We start from the raw sequence: 25,439 nt of genomic DNA on the forward strand, positions 1-25,439 counted from the left end.
TCGGCGGACATCGCCAACTTCGTGACGCTGTCGGGTGACCTCGGCTTTGCCAAGCAAGGCAGCACTTTGGTCGCCGTGGGCTCCAAGGTCAGCGCAGCGTTGACCGCAGGATCGGTCGCTTCACTCTCGCTCAAGGACGCCAACTTTGGTCTGCGCGCTGCCGGAGCCGGCGCCACCGTGTTCGAGCTTTCCGGTGGCACGCTGGCAGCCAACATCGGCAGCTTGGCTGAGGTCAAAGCCAACTCCGCGCTCGTGCAGTACACGGGTTCGGCCGGCGCCGTTGCAGCAGGCGACAAGCTGTCTGTCGGCAGCCTCAACTACACCTTCGGCCAGACCATCGGGGCCAACACGGCAACCTTTGCCGTCAGCGGCTTCAGTGCCAACGTGGCGAATTTCGTCACCATCAGCGGTGACGTTGGCATCCGCAAGACCACCCAGAAGGTCACACTCGCCAAGACGGGCGGCGCAGCCACCGGTGAGCAGGTGGACGTGGACGTGCTCAGCCTCGGCGGCCACAACCTCACGGCATTCGCAGGGCTCAATGCCAGCAGCGCCGACCGGCTCGGCCTAGAAATGAGCGGTGTCGATTTCGGCTTGGCCCTGTTGTCCGAGAAGGGCGGCAGCGCACGCAAGTGGACGACGCTGCAAGCGACTGCCGCCAAGGTGGGCTTCGTTGGTCTGGGCAATGACCTGACCATCGCCGCCAGCGGCGTGAACGTGGCGGTCAACCAAGCCGACGGTGCAGCCACCACCGTTGTCGATTACGCCACCGGCGCCACGTCGCTGAACGTGATCACGGGCGCGGCTTCCTCCATGAAGCTGAGCCTGGAGGGGACCAAGGGCGAATTGCTGCAGGCCAGCGGCACGCTGACCGTGGACGTCTTCGGCTTCGTGCATGTCAGCGGCAACCTGGCGGTCAGCAAGAGCGACCAGACCGTGACGCTGGCCAAGAAGGCGGGTGCCACCAGCGCCGAGCAGGTGCAGGTCAGCGCACTGACCATTGGCGGCTCCAACCTGGACGTGTTCGCAGGCGTCAACGGCGGTACGAACGACGCCGTGGGCCTCAAGCTGGAGCACATCGATTTCGGCTTGGCACTGCTCAGCGCCAAGAGCGACGCCAGCCGCAAATGGACCGCCCTGAGCGCCAGCGCCTCCAGCGTGGGATTCGTCGGCCTGTCCGACCTGGTGCCCACGGTCCGCAACATCAGCGTTGAGGTCAACCAGGCCAGTCGCGCAGGCGACCAGGTGGTCGACTTCGCAGCCAAGAACTTCTCGATTGCCACCGGCAGCGGCAGCTCGACCGTGCTCAAGATCGCCGGCTCTGCCGGCGAGCTGGTGCGCGCCGAAGGCGACGTCACGCTCAAATTCTTCGACTTTGCCTACGTCAGCGGACGCATAGGCTTTGAGAAGTACACCCCGGCCAACCCGCTGACGGTCAAGACTTCGACCGGCGTCAGCACGGCGGTGAACGCAGGCTCGGTGCTGGCCATCACGGGCGCCAACATCACGGCCTTCGTCGGCTATGCCGACGGCGGCTTCGACACCACGAAGACGCTGGATCAACAAGCTTCCAATCTCTACGGCTTTGGCGTCAGCGGCGGCAGCTTCGGCGTCGTTGTGGCCCGCGCCGGGGGACAGTCCTATACCGCCGTCAAGGCCAACCTTGCCAAGGCCGCCATCTACGGCTTCGATCCCAGCGTCTTCGAGCTGTCCGCTCAAGACCTGAGCCTGGAGATCAACTCTGCCGCCGCCAACGGCAGCACGGTGGACTTCAAGACGTCCTTCAACGGCGGCCTCACGCTGGGCTCCACGGGTGCCGTGACGCTGGACTTCGCCGGTGGCCGACGCATGGGCGTCTATGCCCAGCGCGCCACGCTGGCGATCTCGAAGTTCATGTACTTCAGCGGCTCCATCGGCTTCGAGAAGTTCGACGATGCGGGCACCGCGCTCAAGGCGGGTGCCACGCTGCCGACGGCGGTCGTGGGCGCCAAGGGCTTCTCCATCGGCGGCAGCAACATCACGGCCTTCGTCGGTTACGCGGAAAACGGCATCGATCCCACGAAGACGCTGGAGCAGCAAAAGAGCGGGCTCTACGGTTTCGGCGTCGACGGCCTGTCCTTCGGACTGCTCAACCTCAAGGACAGCAGCGGCACGAGCTACCGCGCGCTCAAGGCGCACGCCGACAACATGGCCGTGTACGGCTTCGACTCCGCTGACTTCCAGTTGTCGGTGTCGGACCTGAACCTGGAATACAACAGCGCCAGCGTTGCCGGCCGTGAGCTGAATTTCACCGCCAGCGGCGGCGGTGCCAAGCAACTGGCCACCGGTGGCCAGCCTGTGACCCTGGACTTCAAGGGCAACCGCCTGGGCGTGTTCGCCGGCAAGGCCACGCTGCAGATTTCCAGCTTCTTCTACATCCAGGGCGCCATCGGCTTCCAGCAGGGCGATTTCGGCACCCTCAACGCCGGCGGCGTGCCGGTGCCCAATGCCAAGGGCTTCGCCATCGGCGGCTCCAACATCGATGTCTTCGTCGGCTACGCCAGCGAAGGTTTCGACCGCACCAAGAAATTCTCCGCCCAGGCCAGCTCGCTCTATGGCTTCGGTGCCGAAGGCATCGACTTTGGCGTGCTGCAGGTCAAGAGCTCCACCGGCATGAGCTACACGGCCGCCAAGGGCCATGCCGACCTCGTCAAGATCTACGGCTTCGATCCCAAGGACTTCGATCTCTCGGTTGCGGGCATCGATTTCAAGCTCAACCTCGCCAAGACCGGCCCGGCGCTGAACCTGAAGACGAGCTTCGCCTCGACCGGCGGCTTCCAGGTCAACACCGGCGCCGGGAACGTCCTGCTGGACATGACCGGCCAGACCATCGGCGCCAGCTTGAACCGCGCGACGCTGAAGATCTCCGATTTCGTCTATGTGTCGGGCTCGTTTGCCTTCGAGCAGAACGGCAGCTCCACGCTGCTGAGCGCCAAGACTGTTGCTGGGCTCAACGTGCCCGTGGTGGCCAAGGGGTTCACCGTCGGCGCGGCGCATGTGCAGGCCTTCATCGGCACGGGTGGCCCGTACCGGACGGACTCCAACGGCGACGGCCGCATCACCACGGCCGACGCCGTGGCCCACCCGGACGCCGTCGGCCTCGTGGTGGACGACTTCACCTTCGGCCTGGCACTGTTCCAGGACCGGGTGATGAACACCAAGTTCATCTCCCTCAAGGCCAGCGCGAACCAGGTAGGCTTCATCGGGTTTGGCGACGTCATCCAGTTCAGCCTGAAGGACGTGCAGGTCGCCATCAACACCAGCACCAACCCTGCCTTCGTGCTCGACTACACCCATGATGCGTTGGGCAAGTCGGTCAGCGGCATGAGCATCGCCACCGGCGATCCTGCCTCGCCGGTGCTGTTGAACTTCAACAATGCGGTCATCGAAGCCAGCGTGGGCTTGGCCACGGCCAAGATCGCCGGCTTCCTGTCGCTGGAAGGCGGCTTCGCCTTCCAGAAACGCACGCTGGACAGCGTGGGCTTCCACGGCCTGGGCATGAACTTCACCACGGCCGCCGATGCGCTGGTCGTGGCCGGCAAGGGCGTGCAGGCCTTCGCGGGCTTCAACGGCCCGTATCGCACGGACAGCAACCACGACGGCAAGATCGACGCCGCCGACGGCGTCAACGACAAGTCCATCGGCCTGGCCGTGGACAGCCTCGACTTCGCGCTGGCGATGGTCCAGCCCACGCTGGGCGGCGGCATCAATTTCCCGCTCCACTTCTTCGGTCTGAGCGCCAAGGCCAACAAGGTCGGCCTGGTGGGTACGGACCCGTACCTGACGCTTGACGCGCAGGACGTGAAGTTCCAGTTCAACGGCGCGGTGACCGGTGCGGGGCTGCCCTTGCCCTCGGTGTACGCGGACTTCTCCACCATCAATGGCGGCAAGGGGCTGGACATCGCCATCGGCAGCGACCCGAAGGCGCTGAACCTCAGCTTCAACTCCAACTTCATGCGCGTGGGCATGACGGCGAGGCTGGGCATCTTCGACTTGCTGTCCTTCCGTACCAGCTTCGACTTCAAGTTCGAGCTGCCGCCGCTGGACCTGGGCGTGGGCTTCAGCCTGGCAGGCATCAACCTGCCGGGCTTCAAGATGCCCGACCTGCCGGCATTCGACGCCAACATGCTGCTGCCGAGCATCAGCCTGGCGGGCCTGGCCAACATGGCTGCCGATGCCATGCCCAATGCGCCGGAGTGGATTCGCAATGGCCTGAGCACGCTCAAGGACATCGACATCCGCATCGGCCTGGCCGGCGTGACGGGCTCGATCACGCTGCCCGACCTGAAGTTCGATATCGGCAACTTCGTCCACTTCCGCGGCGACTTCAAGCTGTCGCTGGGCCAGACTTTCGTGGCCGACATGGCCACGGGTGTGGACCCGATGCTGGGTGCGGGCGTCAAGGCCGCCATCGATGCGGTGTCCGGTGCCGTCCTGCCCGGCGGCATGAAGGCCACTGACATCCTGAACACGCTCTTCAAGATAGAGCCGGACTTCTCCGTGATCCACGGTGTGACGTTCAAGGGCATCAGCTTCGGTGCCAGCAACGTCAACCTGTTCGTCGGCCTGGGCAACCCCGACTTCAGCAAGCCGCTGTCGCAGCAAAGCAGCCTCGTGGGCTTTGGTCTGCAGCACCTTGACGTGGCCGTGGGCTACTTCAAGGCCGATCTGCCGGCCTGGTTGGCTGCTCAGAACGTGCTCTCCGTCAGCGCGCATGCCGACGAGTTGGGCGTCTACGGGCTGGGCGACATCCTGAAGATCCAGGGTCGCAACATCAGCGTCGATGTCAACCTCGGTGGAGACACGGCGCTCAAGCTGCCGGGCGCCACCCGGCCGCTGGTCAGCGCGCGTCCGATCTACTCCAGCGTCAAGAACAGCGACGGCAGCAAGGGCCTGAAGATCCAGACCGGCGGCACGCCGGTAACGCTCGACCTCAGCGGCAACCCCGTCATCGGCCTCGATATCGGCCTGGCCGAGATCGAGGTGGCCAAGTTCCTGTACCTGCGTGGCTCGCTGGCCTTCCGCCTGGGCGAGGTCTTCAACGTTGCCGTCGACGCCGGTGGCCTGGCGCCCATGCTCAACCAGATCGGTTCTGCAGCCGGCGTCGTGCTCAACCCGCTGCCGCTGCAAGTCACGACGCTGACGCTGGGCGGCGCCAACCTCACCGGCTTCGCGGGCATCAATGGCCCGTACCGCTATGGCGACGACCTCACCGGTCCCAATGGCGTGCCCGATGGCATCCCGGACAAGGTGAACAAGGGTGCCATCGGCGTCGAGGTGACCAACGTCGACTTCGGCGTGGCCATCATGACGCCCACGCTGGCCGACATGATTCCGGGCCTGTCGCAGTACGCGCCCAAGTTCATCTCGGCCAAGGCCAGCATGGAGTCGGCCTCCGTCGTCGGCATCCCCGACGACATCATGAAGGTGGTGGCCAAGGATGTTGAGGTCAACATCAACACCTTCGTCGTTCCCGACCCCAACATGGGGCCGGAGGTTTCCACGGCCGTGGCCGCCATCAACGCCGGGCTGCAGCTCTTCGGCCCGCCGTCGATCAACTACAAGCTCAGCCCGTCGTTCAAGGACTACACCGAGGACACCAACGGCAATGGCAAGCTCGACACCGGCGAGGACAAGAACGGCAACGGCTACCTGGACCCGGGCGAGGACACCAACGGCAACGGCACGCTCGACCTGAGCGAGGACCGCAACGCCAACGGCAAGCTCGACAAGGCCGGCTTCATGCTGCCGGCCGGTGGCAACAACGGCGTCTTCCTGGACTTCGATCAGGAGATCATCCAGGTCCAGATCGGCTACGCGCAGGTCAACCTGGGCGGCTTCCTGCAGCTCTCGGGGTCCATGGCCCTGACCAAGAAGGGCTCCGAGCACGTCACGCTCAACAATGGCCAGGACACCATCGTCACGTCGCTGGCCATCGGCATCAAGGACGCCAACGGCTTCATCGGCGTTCCCGTCGGCGGCAAGGGCTACTTCTACGACAGCAACGGCGACGGGCGCATCGACACCAAGGACGCCGTCAACGACAAGGCCGTGGGCCTGGTGGTGCGCAACTTCAACCTGGGCCTGGTCGCGGCCAAGGAACTGGTCATCGACACCACCGGCATCGCCGTGGGCGTGTACGTCGCCGGCCGTGCGACGCTGGACATGGTGGGCCTCAACGGCGTGCCCGGCGCGACCCTCAAGGCCGAAAACCTCGCCATCGAGATCAACACCGGTGCACGGCTGAAGCTGGAGCTGGGCAAGTTCACCAAGGACGAGAAGACCGGCGCCGTCTCCTACGACCTGGCGCCCAACGTCCAGTTCGGCCTGACGACCATCGACTTCTCCAAGAGCACCTGGAAGGACTCCAAGGACGTCGTGCACCAGGGCTACGGCATCCCCACGGGCAACAAGGACGCGCCCATCGTCTTGACGTACAACGAGCAGTTCCTGCGCCTGTATGGCCAGGCCGAGGTCAACCTCTTCGGCCTGACCAAGATGCATGGCGTGCTGGACTTCCGCCTCAGCGAGAGCGAGGGCCTCACCGCCTTTGCCGACGTGGAAGTGCAGATCGGACCGGACGGCTTCAACCTGAAGCGCGCCGCCAAGGGCCTGCTGGTCATCAACAGCGGCGGCGTGGCAGCGCGCCTGGACCTCAGCGGCAACCTCAGTCTGGGCCCCGTGGTGCAGCTTGATGCACAACTGCGCCTGCAGCTCAACACCTTCGGCCACGACGTGGTCTACACGGTGCCTGAGAGCTTCCGCCACCTCACCGGCTACGACACCTTCACCATCAGCGCCTACCCGCCCGGCAAGGATGCGAGCTGGACGGGCATGTACGCTGCCGTCGTGGGCAACGGCGACCTCAGCCTCATGGCCGGCGCGCTCAAGCTCAAGGGCGACTTCTCCGTCATCGCCGCACAGGTCGGCACCAAGGTCACGCTGGAGCTGGGTGCCACGGCACAGCTGAACCTGCCCGTGCTCAAGCCCCTGGGCGTCACCGGCACGCTGGGCTTCGTGCTCGACACCAACGCTTCCGGTGCCAACGAAACGGGCCTGTACGGCGCGCTGGAAGTCGGCGGCGCCAACGCCGACTCCACCATCATCGACGGCGGCAGCGTCTTCAGCGTCAAGGGCCGCTTCCTGCTGCAGATCAACACCACCAGCAGCACGCAGCGCGTGCGCGGGCGCGATCCGGTCACGGGCACGTTCTACGACAGCACCGGCAAGGCCTCGATGGTTGACGTGGCGGCCCGTTCGCTGCGCGTCTCGGGCAAGGCCAGTATCGACGTGGGCCCCATCGAGCTTCGTGGCGCGGTGGACCTGCTCATCGACAGCAAGGGCGTGCAGGCGGCGATGGACGTCACGCTCGACCTGGGCGCCTTCGGCGAAATCGGCGTGGCCGGCGCGGCCGCGTTCGGCATGGACGCCAGCAACAAGCCGTTCTTCGCCATGTTCGTGAAGACCAAGGTGGAGATGGGCGTTTCGGTGCTCAACATCAAGGCCGACGCGACGCTGCAGATCAACACCAGCTCCCACGCCTACACCACGCTGCCCGACAGCGGCGGCCGCACGCACACCATCGCGGGCAACACCTACTTCGACCTGGCGCTCGACGGCAAGATCAAGCTGCTGGCCTTCGACATCCAGTTCGCCGGCCGCATGAGCGTCGTCGACAGCGTCTTCAAGCTGGAGTTCAACGGCTCGCTGGACTTTTTCCACGCCCTCACCGTGGACGTCGGCGGCTTCGTCAGCTCCGATGGCCAGTTCGAGATCCGCGGCAAGTCCGAGCTCAACATCTACCTCGGCCCGCTGCACCTCAACGCCGGCATGAGCATGCTGCTCAGCAGCCGTCCGCGCTTTGCCGCCTCCGTCTGGGGTTCGCTGGATTTCGAGGTGGACCTCGGCCTGTTCTCCATCGACTTCACCCTTGCCGGCTTCCGCGGCGATATCGACATCACGCCGGCCAGTGCCTACCTGGCCGCCTCGGCCACGGTGATGGGCGTCACCGTGTCGGGCAGCTACATGTGGACGCTGGGCGCGCCGCCGGACATCAGCGACCTGTCCAGCGACGGCACCTTGTCGCTGCACATGGGTGACCAGTCGGGCCGCTATGGCAGCGGCAAGCTCTACGACGACATCGTTGCGGAGTCCTACAGCGTCGACACCAGCGACGACGGCAGCAGGATCTACGTGCGCTCGCTGGGCCAGACCCGCGAGTACGACGCCTCCAAGGTCAAGCGCATCGTGGGGCGTGGCGGCAAGGGCAACGACTCCATCTACGTCGGCACCGGCGTCAAGGCGGCGCTGGACTTCGACGGCGGATCGGGCAACGACAGCTTCGTGGTCCTCTCCGGCGCCGCAGGCAGCAACATCCGCGGCGGCGTGGGCAACGACGAGTTCCTCGGCGGCGCCTCCAGCGGCATCAACTTCTGGGGTGGCGACGGCAACGACAAGTTCGTCGGCGGCGAAGGTGCCGAGAACATCGACATGGGCGCCGGCGAGAACGTCATCTCCAGCGGTGGCGGTGCCGACAACATCCGTGTCAACGGCACCCTGGACACGGTTGACGCAGGGGCCGGCGATGACGTGATCACCGTCACCACCGCCGGCGTGCTCAAGCTCGTGGGCGGCGCAGGCAACGACCGCGTGGTGGTGGACAAGTTCACCTCCACCGCGCCCATCCAGCTCAACAACCGCCAGCTCGTGGTGATCACGGGCCAGGGCATCACCCGCACCGTCAACTTCGACGACAGCCTTGAGCGCGTCGAGCTCCAGGACTCGGCCTCCACCACCGCGCTGCGCACCGGCAGCAACGCAAGCTGGAACCGCACCGACCTGATTCTCACGGCCAGCGGCTTGCTGGACGTGACCCAGGCCCAGCTGGTGGCACCCAATGCGCTGTTCAGCGTCGAGGCTTCCGGCATCAAGGGCACGCTCAATACGCAACTGGCGAGCCTCACCGTGGTCAACAAGGCCACGGCCGGCGCCGGCTTTGGCGACATCGTCGTGCGCGAGGCCGACAGCCTGTCCGTCGTCGCCAGCGGACGCGTCAACGGCGGCCTCTACACCGCCAACGGCAAGATCGACGTCGAGCTGGCCGGCCGCGAAGCGCTGTTCAGCCTGGACGGCGGCATCATCAGCACCGCCCGCAGCGGCGGGGCGATCAGCCTCGTTGCCGACGACATCGACTTCGTTGCGGGCAACGACCGCGTGCTCGGTACCGGTACGCTGGCCATTCGCGCCAAGGCACAAGGCCAGAATTACCGCATCGGCGGCGCGGCCGACTCGCTGTACGGCGTGGACAACTCGCTGGCCGGCAAGTCGGGCTACCTGGACCTGGGCATGCGCGACCTTTCCGCGCTGGCCGACGGCTTCAGCAGCATCACCATCGGCCATCGCGCCGCCGGCGTGGTCATGCGCGTGGGCGATGCCATCGACGGCCGCGTGGGCCTGTACGACTTCTCGGCCCAGCTCGACGACGTGGCGGTGCTCCAGGCCGACCGCATCGAGGTCGTGGGCGACGTGCGCTCCAGCCAGAGCCTGTCGCTCAACGCACGCCTGCTCAAGGTCGAGGCGCAAAACAGCCGCGCTCCCGTCGTGACGCTCGGCGTGGGCGTGCTCGCCGGCGAGGTGCACGTGGCCGTGGACGAGCAGATGCTGGTGCAGGGCAGCGTGCGCGGCCGCTCGCTGGTGGACATCAACATCAGCGGCAGCACCGGCCGTGGCGGCTTCGTCACCTACGGCAGCGACGTCAACAGCCTGACCACCGACAAGGGCAGCTCCATCCTGACGCTGGACGCCAACAGCGTCCTCAAGATCGCCACCTCCGCTTCCATCTACAACGCCGGTGGCCTCTTTGCCGGCGTGAACGGCGGTGCCAACGCGCGCGTCGACGTGAGCGCCGGTACCGGGCTGGTATTGCTCGAAGGCGCCTCGGTCGAGACGCGCAATGCGGGTGGCGTCATCAACCTCAAGGGCGGGAAGTACATCCACGTCCTCTCCGGCAGCAGCGTGGTCTCCGGCGCGGCATTCGGTGCCGACAAGAAGCCCTACCTCACCGGTGCCGGCTCCGTCCTGGAACTCCACACCCAGGGCGAGCTGCGTCTGGCCGGCGCGCTCACCGCCGCCGGCGCGATGACGCTGGACTCCGGCGTGGTGCAGGACGATTTCGCCCAGTACTTCGACACCCTGCCGGGCAAGACCTACCAGGCCGACGGCAAGCCGGTCCAGCTCAGCGGGGCGGGCGACATCGCCGCCACGGTGGCTGACCTGCAGAAGGGGCGCGTCAGCGCCGCGCTCAAGGCGCTCATCAGCAGCGGCAAGCTCGTGCTGGGCAGCAATGCCACGGCCGTGTCGCTGGAGGAATACACGGCGTTCGCGAACCTGCCGGACAACGTCAAGCAGCAGATCGCCAACGCCAACGGCTACACCGTGTATGCCAACGGCGGCTTCTACAACGCCGCCACCGGCCAGTTCGTCGGCGGGCTCAGCAGCGGCTCGATGGTGGACGCCTCGCAGGTCGCGAGCTACCAGCGCTTTGACGGCACGGTCTACTACAACCCCAACGCGGCCGCCGGCCGCCAGGTGCTCACGGGCTTCGTGCAGGGCGTCTCGGCCGACTACAACAACGCCCAGATCGACTGGGCGGGCGCGGGCGTTCCCGCGCCCGCAGCCAACGCGAGCTTCGCGCAGCTCAGCGTCAGCCAGCGCCTGGTGGTGGCCAATGCCCTGGGCTACCGTTACGACTACGCGATGATTCCGGTGGATGCCTGGGCCAGCATCCCGCTGGACTACGCCGACATCTCCCGCGCCGACTGGATCGCCGCGTCCACGCTCAACTTCACGGTGGCCATCGCCGACGCCGACTGGACGCTGCAAGTCGGCGGCCAGACCGTCAAGGTCGACAAGCCCTTGTCCGGCACGCCGTACGCCGAGCTCACGGCGCAGCAGCAGGCCGTGGTCGATGCCCACGTGCAGTTCGTCCCGGTCCAGACCGAGCGCCTGACCTTTGGCGGCAGCTATGCCGTGGGCAACGTGGTGTCCTTGAGCATCAACGGCCGCAGCGTCAGCTACAAGGTCACGCAGGCCGATATCGGCCTGAGCGACAGCATCACCCGCAGCAACGTCGCCAAGGGCCTGGCCGAGGCCATCACCGCGCAGCAGAAGACCGATCCGGCCGGTGTCAAGGCCGGCGTCAGCACGTCGGCCTCCATCTCCACGGTGCGCCTGACCGGCAGCACCGTGCCCAATGTGGCCGCGGGCGACGGCACCCGTTTGGTGGTGTCGGACATCGACGGCGGCAAATCGGTGATGGTGCGGGGCAGCTTCAACGTCGGCGACTCGCTGACGCTGACGGTCAACGGCAGCGCCGTGAGCTACACGGTGCAGTCCGGCGATGTGGGCAGCACCGACGACCAGACCCGCGCCAACGTTGCCAAGTCCCTGGCCGCGGCCGTGCGCGCCAAGGCCGGCAGCGGCCTGCAGGTGGTGGCGCAGACGGTGGACCCGGTGACGCAGCTGCGTGTGCAGGGCCTCACCGACGCCACGCGCTTCACGCTCGCCACCAGCGACGCTCATCTCCAGCTCGAACACAACCCGTTCGACGACCTCAGCGCGGATCAGCAGGCGCTCATCGCCTCGCGCGTGCGGCCTGCACAGGAGACGCTGTTCAAGGACCTCACGGCCGCACAGAAGACCGCGGTCGTCAACGCCATCGCCGCGGCCGAGGCCGCCGGCACCGCCACGCAGTTCTACAACTACAGCGCCAAGCCTGGCCTCAAGCTGGTCGGCAGCTTCACCCAGGGTGTCGTCACCGACTACCTCAATGCCGATGTGGCCTGGGGCAGCGCCGGTGCGCCGGCGGCGGGTACGGGCTTTTCCGCGCTCACGCAGGCACAGAAGGACGTGGTGGCCCATGCCCTGGGCTACGACCGCTACGACGGCACCCATTACTTCAACGCCAATGCCGCGCCCAACCTGCGCTGGATCAGCGGCTTCACCAGCACCGGCGGCACCTACGACGTCGACGCTCTGGACTGGGGCGGCGTGGCCAAGCCCACGGACGGCACCGCGTTCGAGAACCTCAGCGTCGCGCAGCGCTCTGCGGTGCTCAAGACGCTCGGCTACGTGGCCGTGCAGCGCGAGGTCTACGTCGACGCCAGCGGCGGCACCAAGCCCGTGCGCGACGGCTTCGTCGAAGGGGCAACCGGGGACTACACGGCCTCGACCAAGGAGTGGTGGGGCAGCGTGCAGCCGGCGGCACCCGGCTCGAAGTGGGCCGACCTGTCGGTGCAGCAGCAGGACTACGTGCTGTCCAAGCTGGGCTACCGCCGCTGGAATGGCACGGCCTACTACAACGCCAGCAAGCCGCAGGCGGAGCAGTACCGGCTGACCTTTGCCGTCTCCGGTGCCCAGTACCAGGGCACCGACATCACGTGGAGCCGCGTCGCGGTGCCCCAGGCCGGCACGCCCTTCGATCAGCTCACCGGCGACCAGCAGGAGCTGATCAAGGCCCAGACGGGCTTCCAGTTCGTGGCCGGCCCGGTGTACTACAACGCCTCCGCCGCGGCGGGAAGCCAGCTCGTGTCCTCCTTCACGCTGGACAGCTCCAAGCCGGGGTCTCCGGTGGTGCCGACCAAGCGCTGGATCGTCAGTGACGGCACGCACCGCTACCTGGTCTACGCCTACGACGCCGAGAACGACGGCATCATCGACGCGCTGCAGGTGCAGCAGCCGCACGAGCTCCTGGGCCAGCGCGGCGCTGGCTTCCTGCTCACCGGCAGCATCACCACGCTGCAAAACGACGGCGACTTCAAGATCGACGTGCACGATGACGCGCTCGTGGTGGGCGGCATCATCAATCTCATGGGCCAGGGTTCGGACCTGGAGATCAAGTCCGACCGTACCGTCTACTGGCAGGGCACGGCCGAGGTCCACGGCGACATCACGCTGCAGGGCCGCGGCTCGCAGCCCAGCGGTGCGCCGCTGGCGGGCACCAGCGTGTACGTGCACGAGGCCTCCACGCTGGCCACCGGCGAAGCCCGCAGCCACATCACCATCATCGGTCGCGACGACGTCGAGCTGCACGGAGCGATCATCGCCGGCGGCGCGCGCGGCAGCTCCGGTGTCGTCTACAGCGGCGCGGACTCGACCGTGTCCGTCACGGCGGGCGAGCAGATCCTCGTCGACAACGCCATCACCGCCACCAAGTCCGTGACGCTCAGGACCACCACCGATCCGGGCGCCGACGACAACGGCAAGGGCGTGGTGCTGGGCACCGCCGCGGGCCTGACCGCCTACGGCTGGACCAGCGACGGCTCCGGCGGCCTGGTGCTCATCGACGCCCAGGGCAAGGTCGAGCTGGGCGGCATGGTGCTGTCCGGTGGCCAGGCCTCGCAGGCGTTCAACAGCGCCGGGCGCCTCACCAGCGAAACCATCCGCTGGTCGGGCGAAGACTCCACCGTGCGCATCACCGCCACCGGCCAGGTGGCGCTGGGCGTCACCACCGTCGCCCTGGACGGCACCACCGTCGAGGTGGGCGCGCGCGTGCGCGCCAGCGCGCTGATCGACGTGCGCGGCGGCGCCGATGCGGACGGCATCGGCGTATACCTGCCCGGCGCGGCCGTGCTGGCGGTCCACAATGCCAATGGCGTGCTGCAGATAGACGCCGCCCAGGACGCGTGGCTGATGGGCCAGTTGGTGGCCGGCGGCGAAGTGGTGGACAGCTACGACGCCACGGGCTACTACCTCGGCAGCAGCGTCCGCAACTTCGATGGCGACTCGGCCATCCGCATCCGCGCCGACCGGCGCGTGAGCCTGGGGCGCGACCTGCTCGCGGGCAAGACCATAGACGTGCGCGGCGGCGCCAGCACCCGCGTGGCCACGGCCGCCGATCCCTGGGCCGACGAGGGCATGGTCGTCGGCGGCAACGTGCACCTGCGCACTTGGCGCGAGAACAGCACCATCACGCTGTCGGCGGCGGGCGACATGTCGGTGCTCACGCCGGCCTGGACCCAGGAGCTGGTGGCCGATGGCTTTGCCGAGTTCGCCGACGGCCACCTCGGTGGCGCGGCCTCGCTGCGCCTGGAAGTCGAGATGGGCAGCACGGACTTGGGCGCCAACCTCACGGTGGCCGCGGGCGACCGCAGCGGCGGCAACCGCGGCTTGGCCTCGCTGCGCGATGACCTGCAAAAGGCCATCGACGCCACGGCGCTCAAGGACAAGGTCACCGTGCGCCTGGTGGACGGGCGCCTGATGTTCACCAGCAACTACGAGCTGCGCATCGCGCGCACCGCCACCGGCGGGGCGCAGCGCCTGGGCTTCACGCAAGTGGCCGACGCGGCCGCCACCACCGGCGCCACCACGTCCTCGCGCGCCTGGGCCATTGACGCCAGCGAGCGGGGCTCGGTGGTCAACCTGGGCAAGGCCAGCGCCCCGGCGGGCACGATCACCATCGCCGGTGCCATCCGCGCCTACAGCGGCGTGAACATGTACGCCGGCACCAGCGCCGGCGGCAGCCTGGCGGTGGACTTCCAGACCACCAGCCTCATCGAGACGCTCAGCGGCTCCATGGTGCTCAACCCGGCCGGCAAGGTCACCATCGCGGGTGACTTCGTGGCGCATGGCGCCAACGCCAACATCATCATCAACGCCACGGGCACGCTGGAGCTGCGCGGCCGCCTGACGGCGCAACACGACATCCTCATCAACGCCGGCACCAGCGCTGCCGCCGGTGAGGTCAGCCTGCGCACCTACAGCACCGCCAACTTCACCAGCCTGGACGCTGGCGCGCGCATCGTGCTGTCCGGCGTCAACGACGTGCTGATCGGCAACACGATAGGCAAGGGCTCGGACTTGTCGCTGTTGCAGATCGAGTCCACCCAGGGCGACCTGCGCATCCTCACCGGCTCCGACGATGCGTCGGGCTGGCTGGAGACGGGCGCCTCCATCGTGCTCACGGGCAGGAACGTGGACATCGCCGGCGTGGTGCGCTCCAACCGCGCCACCGCGGCCACCTACGACTACGAGCTCTCCATCACCGCCAGCCAGGACGTGCGCTTGCACGGCTCCATCGGCCTCATGGGCTCGATGCAGGTCAACGCCGGTGACGACATCGTCGTCGAGGGCATGGTGCTCAGCGCCCAGGCCCCGGGGCAGTCGCTGCAGCTCAACGCGGGCGACGCCATCACGCTCGGTACGGCCACGGCGCAGGGCGGCGCGGTCGTCATGGAAGCCGACGCGCGGCTGGAGCTGCTGGCCAAGGGCGTGGTCACGGTCTACGAGAACGCCCAGCTCTACAGCGCGGGCCACGGCAGTGCCATCACCGTCAAGGGCGCGGCGGTCTACGCGCAGGGCGCGCTGCTCGCGGGCAAGGACCATCCGTTCTTCTACAACCCCGGCATCGAGGACATGCGCTGGGACGCGGCCCAGCCCGTCGTCGTCAGCGGCAAGGCTGCCACGCTGAGCATCCAGTCGCAGGGCGAGCTGGTGCTGGGCAACATGGCCGACGGCTTCGGCGGCCAGCTCTACGCCACGGGCAGCATCGACCTGCGATCCGGCACCGCGCAATCGGGCATGGGCTTCTCCATGACCGACCGCAGCGGCATCACCGTCGACGCCACCGGTGGCGGGCGCTGGGGCGAAGCGACCATCGACGCCGCGGGCTGGCATGTCGTGGCCGGGGCCCGATACACGGCCAAGATATTCAACGACACCTTCACCGTCACCGGCATTGCGGGCGACAGCATCGATGCGCTGCTCGACCGGCTGGTGCAGGCCATCAACGCGCCGCACACCTACGAAGCCAGGCGCGTGGGCGACGCCATCACCGTCGCCGGGGCGCAAGGCGCCCAGTTGGCGCAGGCCGTCACCACCAGCACGAGCGCGGCACAGTCCAGCGCCAGCGTGGGCACCGCCGTGGACGCCAGCGGCTGGCGCCTGGTGGCCGGCGCGCGTTACTCGATCGGCGTGGGCGGCAGCCGCTATACGCAGGTCGCGACCAGCGACGACACCCTTGCGACGCTGCTGGACCGCCTTGCATCGTCCATCAACGCTGCGACGCCCAACGCCGCGCAGCGCCTGGGCAGCCTGCTCGTGGTCAGCGGCACGGCCGCGGTCACGGCCGAGACCGCCTTCACCGGCTACCTGGGCACGGCCGGCGTGACGCCGGCGCAGGGCGCTGGCGCGGCTTTCGTGGACACCACGGGCTGGGTGCCGGTGGCCGGCGCGGTCTACACCGTCAACGTCGGCGGCGTGGCCTACAGCGTCACCGCCGGCAAGGGCACGCTGGCGGACCAGCTTGCAGCGGACCTGGCGAGCCAGATCAACGCCAGCACCACGTTGTCGGCCTCCAGCGCCGGCAACAAGCTCACGATCACCAACAAGAACGGCAGTGCCTACAGCGGCGCGCTGTCCGCAACGCAGGCCGGCAACACGGGCACGGCCAGCGTGGCCACGCGTGTCGATGCCACGAAGTGGCAGCTCGCAACGGGCGCCAGCTACAGCGTGACGGTGGGCAACCAGGCCTTCACGCAGGTGGCCCAGGCCGGCGACAGCCTGGGCACGCTGCTGGACCGCCTCACGGCGTCCCTCAACAGCTCCGGCGCCTACGCGGCACAGCGCAGCGGCACCGTCATCACGTTCAGCCGCACCGCGGCGGCCATCACCACCAGCGCCGTGTTCGACGGCGCGCTGGGCAACGCCGTCACGACGGCCGCGCAAGGCGCCACGGCAGCAACGCTCAACACCGCCGGCTGGGTGCCGGTGGCCGGAGCCACCTACAGCGTCACGCTGGCGGGCACCACGTACAGCGTCACCGCGGGCAAGGGCACCACGGCCGAGCTGCTGGCTCGCGAGCTCACTCGCCAGATCGAGGCCAGCCCCACGCTGGCGGCCACGCGCGTGGGCACCATCGTGACCATCCGCCTGCAAAACGGCAGCGCCTTCACCGGGACCATGGCCACGGCGCAGAGCGCCGCACCGGGCTCGGCCCTGGTCACGGCCGCGGCATCCGATGCGCTGGCCGACGGCCGCATCACCATCGTCACCGACGGTGATCTGCTGGTGCGCGGCGCCATCACGGCGCTGGACGCGGGCAGCGACATCACGCTGCGCTCGCAATCGCTCATCGACGTGGGCGGCTTGGTGCGCGCAGCCGACAGCCTGACGCTGCGTGGCGGCATCGATTCCACGCATGTGGGCATCTACGTCCAGGAAGTCGTCGTCGAAAACGGCCAGTACAAGTCCGGCGGCACGCTGGACACCAACGCCGGCGGCTCCATCGACCTCGAAGCGGTGGACGGCATCACCGTCACCGGCGTGGTGGGCCAGCGCGAGGTGCTGGGCGCCTCGCTGGGCCAGGCCAAGGTCAGCCAGATGCGCATCGTTTCCCTCGCGGGCGACGTCAACCTGATGCGCAACGTCAACCTGCGCGACGCGCTGACGGTGCAGGGCGGCAGCGTCAACCTGCTGTCGGGCAGCTATGTCTATGCCACCGGTGCAGGCTCGGAGCTGGTGCTCACCGCGCGCAAGTCGCTGCTGCTGTCCGGACGCGCCGATCTCGCGGGGCTGGACCCGGCCATCGCCAAGGCCGATGCCTTGCTGCACCTGATGGCGCCGAGCATGACCATCAGCGGCACGGTGCAGGTCACCGGCACCACGGGCCGCGCGCTGTTCGACGCCAGCGCCACGGTGCTCATCGACGGCACCGTGCTGTCCAACGGCGATGTCACCGTGCGCGCCGGCGTGGACCTGAGCCTGCCGCGTGCGACGCTGGAGTCCACCGCGCCCAAGCTCACGGGTGGCGACATCCTGGTCAAGAACCAGGGCCTCGTGGACGCAGCGGGCACCGTGACGCTGCAAGCCGGTGCCAACGTCACCGTGGACGCCAGCGCCAACGTCGCCAGCGTCACCACGGTGCTCAAGCCCAACTACACCACCACGGAGCAAAAGGTCCAGGTGGTGGTGGGCACGGTCAAGGTGGCCGCCGGTACGACGCTGGTGCCGCAGGTCTCCTATGTGGACACCTTGGTCACCGAGCAGACCGGCACCGAGCTCGTCAAGGTCGGCAGCCGCTACGAGACGATGGACGTCGAGCTCACGCAGCTCGGCTACTACAACGCACGGCTGAACAAGTTCGTCGAGGTGCTGGTCGAGGGCGTGGACTACGTCAATGACAGCCAGTCCTCCCGCAACGACGGCACCAAGCCGGTCGTGAACTGGTACAACGCCGGCGACGGCACGGCCGCCAACAAGGATCGCCACGTCACCGGCGACGACGTGCCGACCAGCGACTTCACCCAGGTCAATGCTGCGCGCAACAAGTACCTGAGCTTCACGCAGCTCACCGACGCGCAGCGCTGGGCCGTGCTCAACGCCACCGGCTACATGCCGATCTACCAGTTCGGCTACAGCAACTGGAAGCTCAACCAGACCATCAACGGCACGGCCAGCGTGCTCAGCGAGGGCCAGGTGGGCAGCGACGGCAAGACGGTGAAGCCGTCCTGGAAGAACAACGCCCAGAAGGTGTTCTGGGTGGACGTGGACGGCTGGCGCAACAAGTACATCGTCATGCCGCAGGGCGCGCAGGACGCCATCCTCAGCGTCACGACCAAGAGCCCGACGCAATACCTGTACAACGACACCACCAAGGACGGACAGAGCAACGGCACGTGGCTGACGCAGTACGACAAGGAGCAGCGCGAGGCGCAAGGCCAAACCTTCATCGCCGGTGAGCTTGCGGGCTCCTACGTCGAGAAGGCCGACGTCCTCTACACCCAGACCAAGTCGGCCTATACCGGCGCGGGTGACATCGAGGCCGTGGACTTCGACAACTCCGCGGGCATGTGGACGGCCAGCTACAGCGCCAACGGCCAGCGCGTGTACACGCTGGCCAACGACACGGCCACGCCGGGCCTGAGCGCCATTCTCAACACGCAGTCCGCCAACGCCTACACGCTCTCCCAGAACCCGTACTGGACCTACAGCGGCTCCTCGTCCGTGACCCGCGACCTCTCGGGCACCACCGACAGCGGCAACCGCGCCACCAACTGGGTCACCGGCGTGTCCGACTATGTGGACTCGTTCCGCAACGCCAACACCACCGGCACGCTGGTGTGGAAGGCCACGCGCGACGCGGGCGTGCGCAACGTCGGCTACGCCATGGGCTTCCAGAATTCCACGGACTGGGGTCCTGACCTCAGCCGCATGAACTGGGACATCAACCTCAGCGGCGACGCCTTCCACTTCGATGCCAAGTCCGGCTACTACAGCTACGTGGGCAACCACTGGAACGACGAGGCGTCCTCGCTGTTCGTGGGCATCAAGACCTACAAGATCGTCCTGTTCGAGCACGCCAACTACGGCGGCCGCAGCGCCACCTACTACAGCACGGACTACTGGCTGGGCAGCTCCGGCGACATCGGCAACGACATCGTCAGCTCCGCCAAGCTCTACGGCAACCGCTACGAGAACTTCCAGAACTACACCTACGGCTGGACCTCGCACGTCAACAACGTCTACGACCGGCGCGAGAAGCTGAGCTACAGCGTCTCCAAGCAGTCCGAGGACGTGTTTGACTACCGCCCCGTCTACAAGACCAGCGTCCAGAAGGTCAAGGTCGAGAAGCTGCAGACGGTCACGGTCTGGAAGGAAGTGCCGGTCTACGCGGAACAGACCCAGCTCGTCACCACGGTCACCTACGACGCCGTGGTCGCGCGCGGCGTGGGCAGCGGCGATTCGCTCAGCGCCGGCAACCTCGTGATCGAGGCCGGCAGCAACGTGTCCGTCAGCGGCAAGCTGTCGGCGTCCGAGCAGATCTCCATCAGCGCCAAGTCGCAGTTGCTGCTCAGCGGCAACACCACCAGCTTCACCAGCGACGGCATCACCACGACGGGCCAGGTCGACACGCGGCTGTCGGCCAACAGCATCAAGCTGGTGTCCGGCTCGGCCCTGAGCGTGGATGACTCCGTGACGCTGCTGGGCACGCAGGTTTCCGGCCAGGACGCAGCCACCGCTTCGCTCAACGCGGGGCAGCAACTCAACCTGGGCGGCACCATCAAGGCGGCCAGCGGCGCCACGCTGGACACGGTGCTCGTCAGCTCCGACCGCAACATCACGCTCAGCGGCAGCGTCACGGCGCAGTCCGTCTCGGTCATGGCCGGCGCGGACGGCAGTCTCGGCGCCAACGCCTACACCAGCGGCACCAAGGCGCTGGACGGCAGCATCACCGCGGACCAGGACACGCAACTCGTGGCCACCAGCGGCGACTTGAAGCTCTCCGCAGGCAAGCTGGGCGGCAGCATCCGCATGGACCAGTCGGAGCTCAGCGCCGCCTCCGGCCTCGTGCAGCTCAGCGCCGCCAAGGGCTCGGTGACGCAGACCAAGCTCTCGTCCATCGATACCCACGGCACGGTCGGTACCGGCGACGACGAACAGGTCTCCGTCATCAGCGGCCTGGTCACGGCCAGCCACCTCGTCGTCACCGCCGAGACCGGCATCGTGTTGCAGACGCTGGCCGGTACGGTCGACAAGCTCGTGCTCTCGGGCGCCGGCAGCATCGAGCTGGTCAACAAGTCCGCGATGACGCTGACGCTGGCGGAAGCCCGCGATGGCGCCATCCGTGTCAAGAACTACGGCGCCCTGGACGTCGTCGCAGCGCGCACGCTGGGCACCAGCGACACCAACGACATCGAGCTGGCCACCTACCAAGTGGGTGGCTCGGCGTCGAACCTGACCGTGGGTGACCTGGTCGTGGGCTACGTCGCCGGCGGCACGCCGGTGGCCGGCGCCCGTGGCGACGTGGACCTCCACGCCGAAGGCGTCGTCTCGCAGCGCGCCTTCACCCGCATCGTGGCCGACACGCTGACGCTGTTCGCCGCGTCGCAGGCCGCTTCCGCCGGCACGCAGCTCGTGGCGCTGGAGACCAACGCCAACACCGTGTCCCTGGTGACCCGCGGGGCCGGCGACGTGAGCCTCAAGCAAGGCACGCGCCGTCTGGAGCTCACGGGTACCGAGATCGCCAACGGCGACCTCACCGTCACGGCCGGCGGCGAGCTGCAGCTCACCCGCGTGAACCTGCTGTCCAACCTCGACGCCAACGACCTCATGGTCACCGCCGCGGGCGACATCCTGGTGGGCCATGCCTCGGCGGGCATCTACCTGGCCAGCGCCACCGAGGCGCCGGTGATCAACGGCGCCAAGGCGACGTCCGTCAGCTCGGCGGGCGACATCACCCTGGTCTCCACGGGCGGGCGCATCGTCGAATCCGTCAAGGACGGCACGGCCGCGGGTTATGCCACGGTGGCGCCCTCGCAGGCCGGCACGGCGTTGAGCATCGACGTTTCCGGCTGGAGCGTGGCCGCCGGCGCCGTCTACACCATCACCGTGGGCGGCACGGCGTTCAGCGTGACGGCCTCCGCCACGGACACGCTCGGCACCGTGGCCCGTGCCCTGGCCAAGGCCATCGACGACAGCGGCAGCTATGCCGCCAACATCGCCGGCACCACGCTCAGCGTGGCCCAGCAGGACGGCAGCCGCGTCACCGCGGCCGCCACGGCCAGTGCTTCCAACGGCAGCATCCAGGTCGAGCTGTCGACCGCGACGACGCCGCTGACCATCCGCACCGCCGGCGCCAGCGTGACGGCGGGCCAGGTCTATGGCATCACCATCGGTGGCACGCTGTTCAGCTACACGGCCCAGGCGGGCGACAGCGCCACCAGCGTGGCGCAGGGACTGCGCGCGGCCATCGATGCCAGCGCCGATTACGAGGCTGCCGGCACGGGCACCAGCATCACCGTCAACACCGCGGGCGGCGGGCGCGTGAGCGCACCGGTCACCGGCGGCGCACAAACCGTGCTGGTCGCCGCTTCGACGGCCGACACGGACCTGCAGATCCACGCGGGCGGCTGGAACCCCATCGCCGGCAAGGCCTACAGCGTCACCATCGGTGGCAGCACCTTCAGCGTCACCGCGAGCAGCGGCGACACCGCTGCGTCGCTGGCCCAGGCCATCGCCTCGGCCATCGATGCCGGCAGCGACTACGCGGCATCGCTCAGCGGCACGGTCATCAGCGTCACGCGCGCAGACGGTACCCGCGTCACCGCCGCCGTCTCCACCGGCCCGGACTTCGGCGTGGACCTGGTGGCCGACCGCCTGACGCTGCGTGCCTGGAGCGGCATCGTCGGCCTGGACGTGGCCATCAACAGCCTGGATGCCGCCATCGACACCGCTTCCACGGTGGCCACGGCGGGCATCAGCGTGTCCGATGTGGACGGTGCGCTGGAGAAGTCCGTCGGCATGGACGTCGTCCGAGCCACCGTCACGAAGAGCGCCACGGCCAAGTCGCTGGCGCACGTGGTGGACCTCTCGGCCCAGTCCACGCTGCGCGTGGGCGCCGACGGCCTGGTGCGCGGCGACATGCTGCGCCTGAGCAGCGCCACCGATTCCGTGGTGGTGGTCAAGCCCACCGATTGGAGCGTGGGCCTGCCCACGGCCAACAACTCGCTGGACTACAACGGCGGCGTGGCCTTCAGCGCCGCCAAGGACATCCAGCTCTACCAGTTCTTCAACGCCAGCGGCTGGATGGAGTACCGCGCGGCAGGGCAGTTCACGTTTGGCGTGCCGCAGATCGATGCCAACGGCAACGTGACCCGCGGCACCCTCACCGAGAAGCTGCCCAGCAGCCTCAGCGCCGACACGCTGATCCTGGACAGCGGTGCCTCGCTGACCATCACCGGCACGCTCACCGCGCGCGACCGCCTGGAGCTGGTCTCCGGTGCCGACGTGAACATCACGGGCGGCACCATCCAGGCCACGGCCGATGCCGTCGGCGGCAAGATCGGCACGGTGGTCATCAAGGCCAAGGGCGAGCGCCTGATCAACAAGGCCATCGCGGTCAACAGCGGCAACATCGTCAACCAGCCTTCGTCCACCAGCGTCAACGCACTGCGCACCGTCGACCTGGGCTCGGTGTCCATCGTGGCGGGCAACAGCTACGGCGTGTTGCTGGGCAGCGGCGACACCGCGCCGGTGGCGGTCTATACCGCCAGCGCCGGCGACACGGCGGCCGACGTCGCGGCGGCGCTGGCCGCGCGCATCGCGGCGCTGTCGGGCTACGCGGCCAGCGCCGCGGGCAAGGTGGTGAGCATCACGCAGGGCGCCGGCAAGACGGACCTCACGTTCTTCTCCACCACCACGCAGGCCTCGGGCTACATCCACATCCAGGCCAACGCGCTGCCGGCCAGCAACTTCGAGCTGCGTGCCAAGCACGACATCAGCGTCGACGTCAGCAGCGGCCTCACGCTCAGCGGCTTCGTCGGCGGCCTGAGCGGCTACACGGCGGCCGACAACGTTCGGCTCCAGGTGGGCGGTGTGCTCACCGTCGTCAGCGGCATCGTTCGCGCCGATACGGGCGTGATCACGGTGAATGCCGCGCAGGTCAATGCCGACGGGGCTTCCGTCTTCGTGGCAGACCACCTGGACGTGACGGCCGCCAGCGGCGTGCAGTTGAACACGCTGGTCAACAGCATCGCCGTCGCCTCCAGCGGCACCGGCAACGTGCTCATCAACGAGTCCGACGACCTGCTGGTCGACGCCGTCACCGCCTACGACGGGGCCATCACCATCAAGACCGGCCGCGACATGAGCGTGCGCGAGGTGCGCAACTTCGTCGACGCCAGCGGCAAGAACATCGAGCTGCGCGCCGGCGGCAACCTGTACGTCGACCTGGTCGAGGCCGCCGTGAATGCCGGCGCCCAGAAGCAGTACGGCAGCGTGGTCGTGGAGGCGGCCGGCACGGTCAAGGAGCTTGCGGCGCTGCAGCGCGACGCCAATGGCGTGCTCACCGGCGGGTCGGCCTTCGACCAGTCCGCGGCCGACCTGTACGGCTACAACGTCAAGATCATCGCGCCCACCGTGCAGTCGGCCAAGCTGCTGTCGCAGGCCATGGACGAGGGCACGGGCGACGAGGTCGAGGTCCGCGTCATCAACAAGGCGGCTACCGCCTTCATCAGCACCAACGCGGCCACCGAACGCACCGTGGGCAACAACGCCGCCCAAAGCGCGGGCGGCGGCACCTTGCAGGTCCAGGCCACGACCACGGTCGAGGCGGGAACGGACGTGACCCAGCGCAGCCGCGTGCTGTTCGCAAACACCATTGCCGCCGGCCAGACCTACGCCGTCACCATCGACGGCAAGGCCAGCACGGTGACGAGCCAGAATGGCGAATCCCTGGTGGACGTGCTGCAGCGCCTGGCCACCGCCATCGAAGCCGACCAGGCCGGCATCGACGTGACCGTGGACGCCAACGTGTTTGCGCTCTACCTGGACGCCAGGCAGCCGAACACGCCGTTCACGGTCAACGGCGTCACGGTGACGCAGCCCGTGAGCCAGGTCGTCACCGGCGCCCTGAGCAACGACGGCCAGGTGCCCGCCACCGCCGCGGGCACCTCCGCCGCACAACGCTCGCTGGTGGAGTTCAATCCGGCCAACAGCGTGGCCAGCGGCTATGACTACAGCGTGGTGATCAATGGCCACGAGTACGCCGTGCGCGTGGGGGCCAATGCCTCGCTGTGGCTGACCGGCACCGGCAGCCAGGGCATCAGCGTGCAAGTCAAGGCCTGGACCGGCACCAGCGCGCTGGGCACCGCCACGGCCAGCGCGGTGGCGGGCAGCCTGGGCACCGCCACGGTCACGGCCTCCACCAGCAACTCCGCGCTGAGCATCGACGCGGCAGGGTGGAACGAAGTGGCCGGCGCCAGCTACACCGCCACCCTCGGCGGCGTGGCCTTCACCGTGCAGGCGGCCCAGGGCGACGACGATGCCGCGCTGGCCGAAAAGCTGCGCAAGGCCATCGACGACAGCAGCACCTACGCGGCCACCCGCTCCGGCGCGGTCATCAGCATCACCCTGCAGGATGGCAGCAGGGCCAACGCGGCCACCACCACCTCGCAGACGCCGCCTGACCGCACGCTCGACGTCTCCGCGCTCACGGCCCAGGCCGGTGCGCGCTACATCGTCAGCGTGGGCAGCGTCTCGGTGACCGTGGATTACGCCAGCGGCAACCTGGCGCAGCAGATCGCCGACGCGCTCGACGCCACCAGCGGGCTCAACGCCACGCAAAGCAACGGCGTGATCACGCTCAGCGACGGCGCGGCCGGCGGCGTGGACCCGCTCACGGACGCCATCTCCACCACGGTGCAGACCCTGCAGGCCATCAGCCTGTCGGCCCCGGCGACGCTCACGCCGTCGAGCCTGGCGGGCCAGCGGCTGGCCCTCACCGGGCTGCCCGTGACCGTGGGCAACCATTTCGTGCTGAACATCGGCGCCAAGAGCTTCGACGTGGCGGTGCAGGCCGGCGACACGCTGGCCTCCCTCGCGGGCAAGCTGGCCACGGCGATCAA

The 25,439-nt window shown here is 68.0% G+C and carries 1 protein-coding gene (running past one end of the window); it reads left to right on the top strand.

Going from position 1 to position 25,439, the window contains the following annotated elements; translation table 11 throughout:
• Positions 1–25,439 carry part of the coding region annotated (locus ALA01S_RS34030; RefSeq protein WP_066340108.1) for a hypothetical protein on the top strand (this coding region is incomplete at both ends). Its footprint extends 11,974 nt past the window's final position, so 25,439 of the 37,413 annotated nt are shown.

Origin of the sequence: Azohydromonas lata NBRC 102462 (genome assembly GCF_001571085.1) — a bacterium.
GTDB lineage: Bacteria > Pseudomonadota > Gammaproteobacteria > Burkholderiales > Burkholderiaceae_C > Azohydromonas > Azohydromonas lata.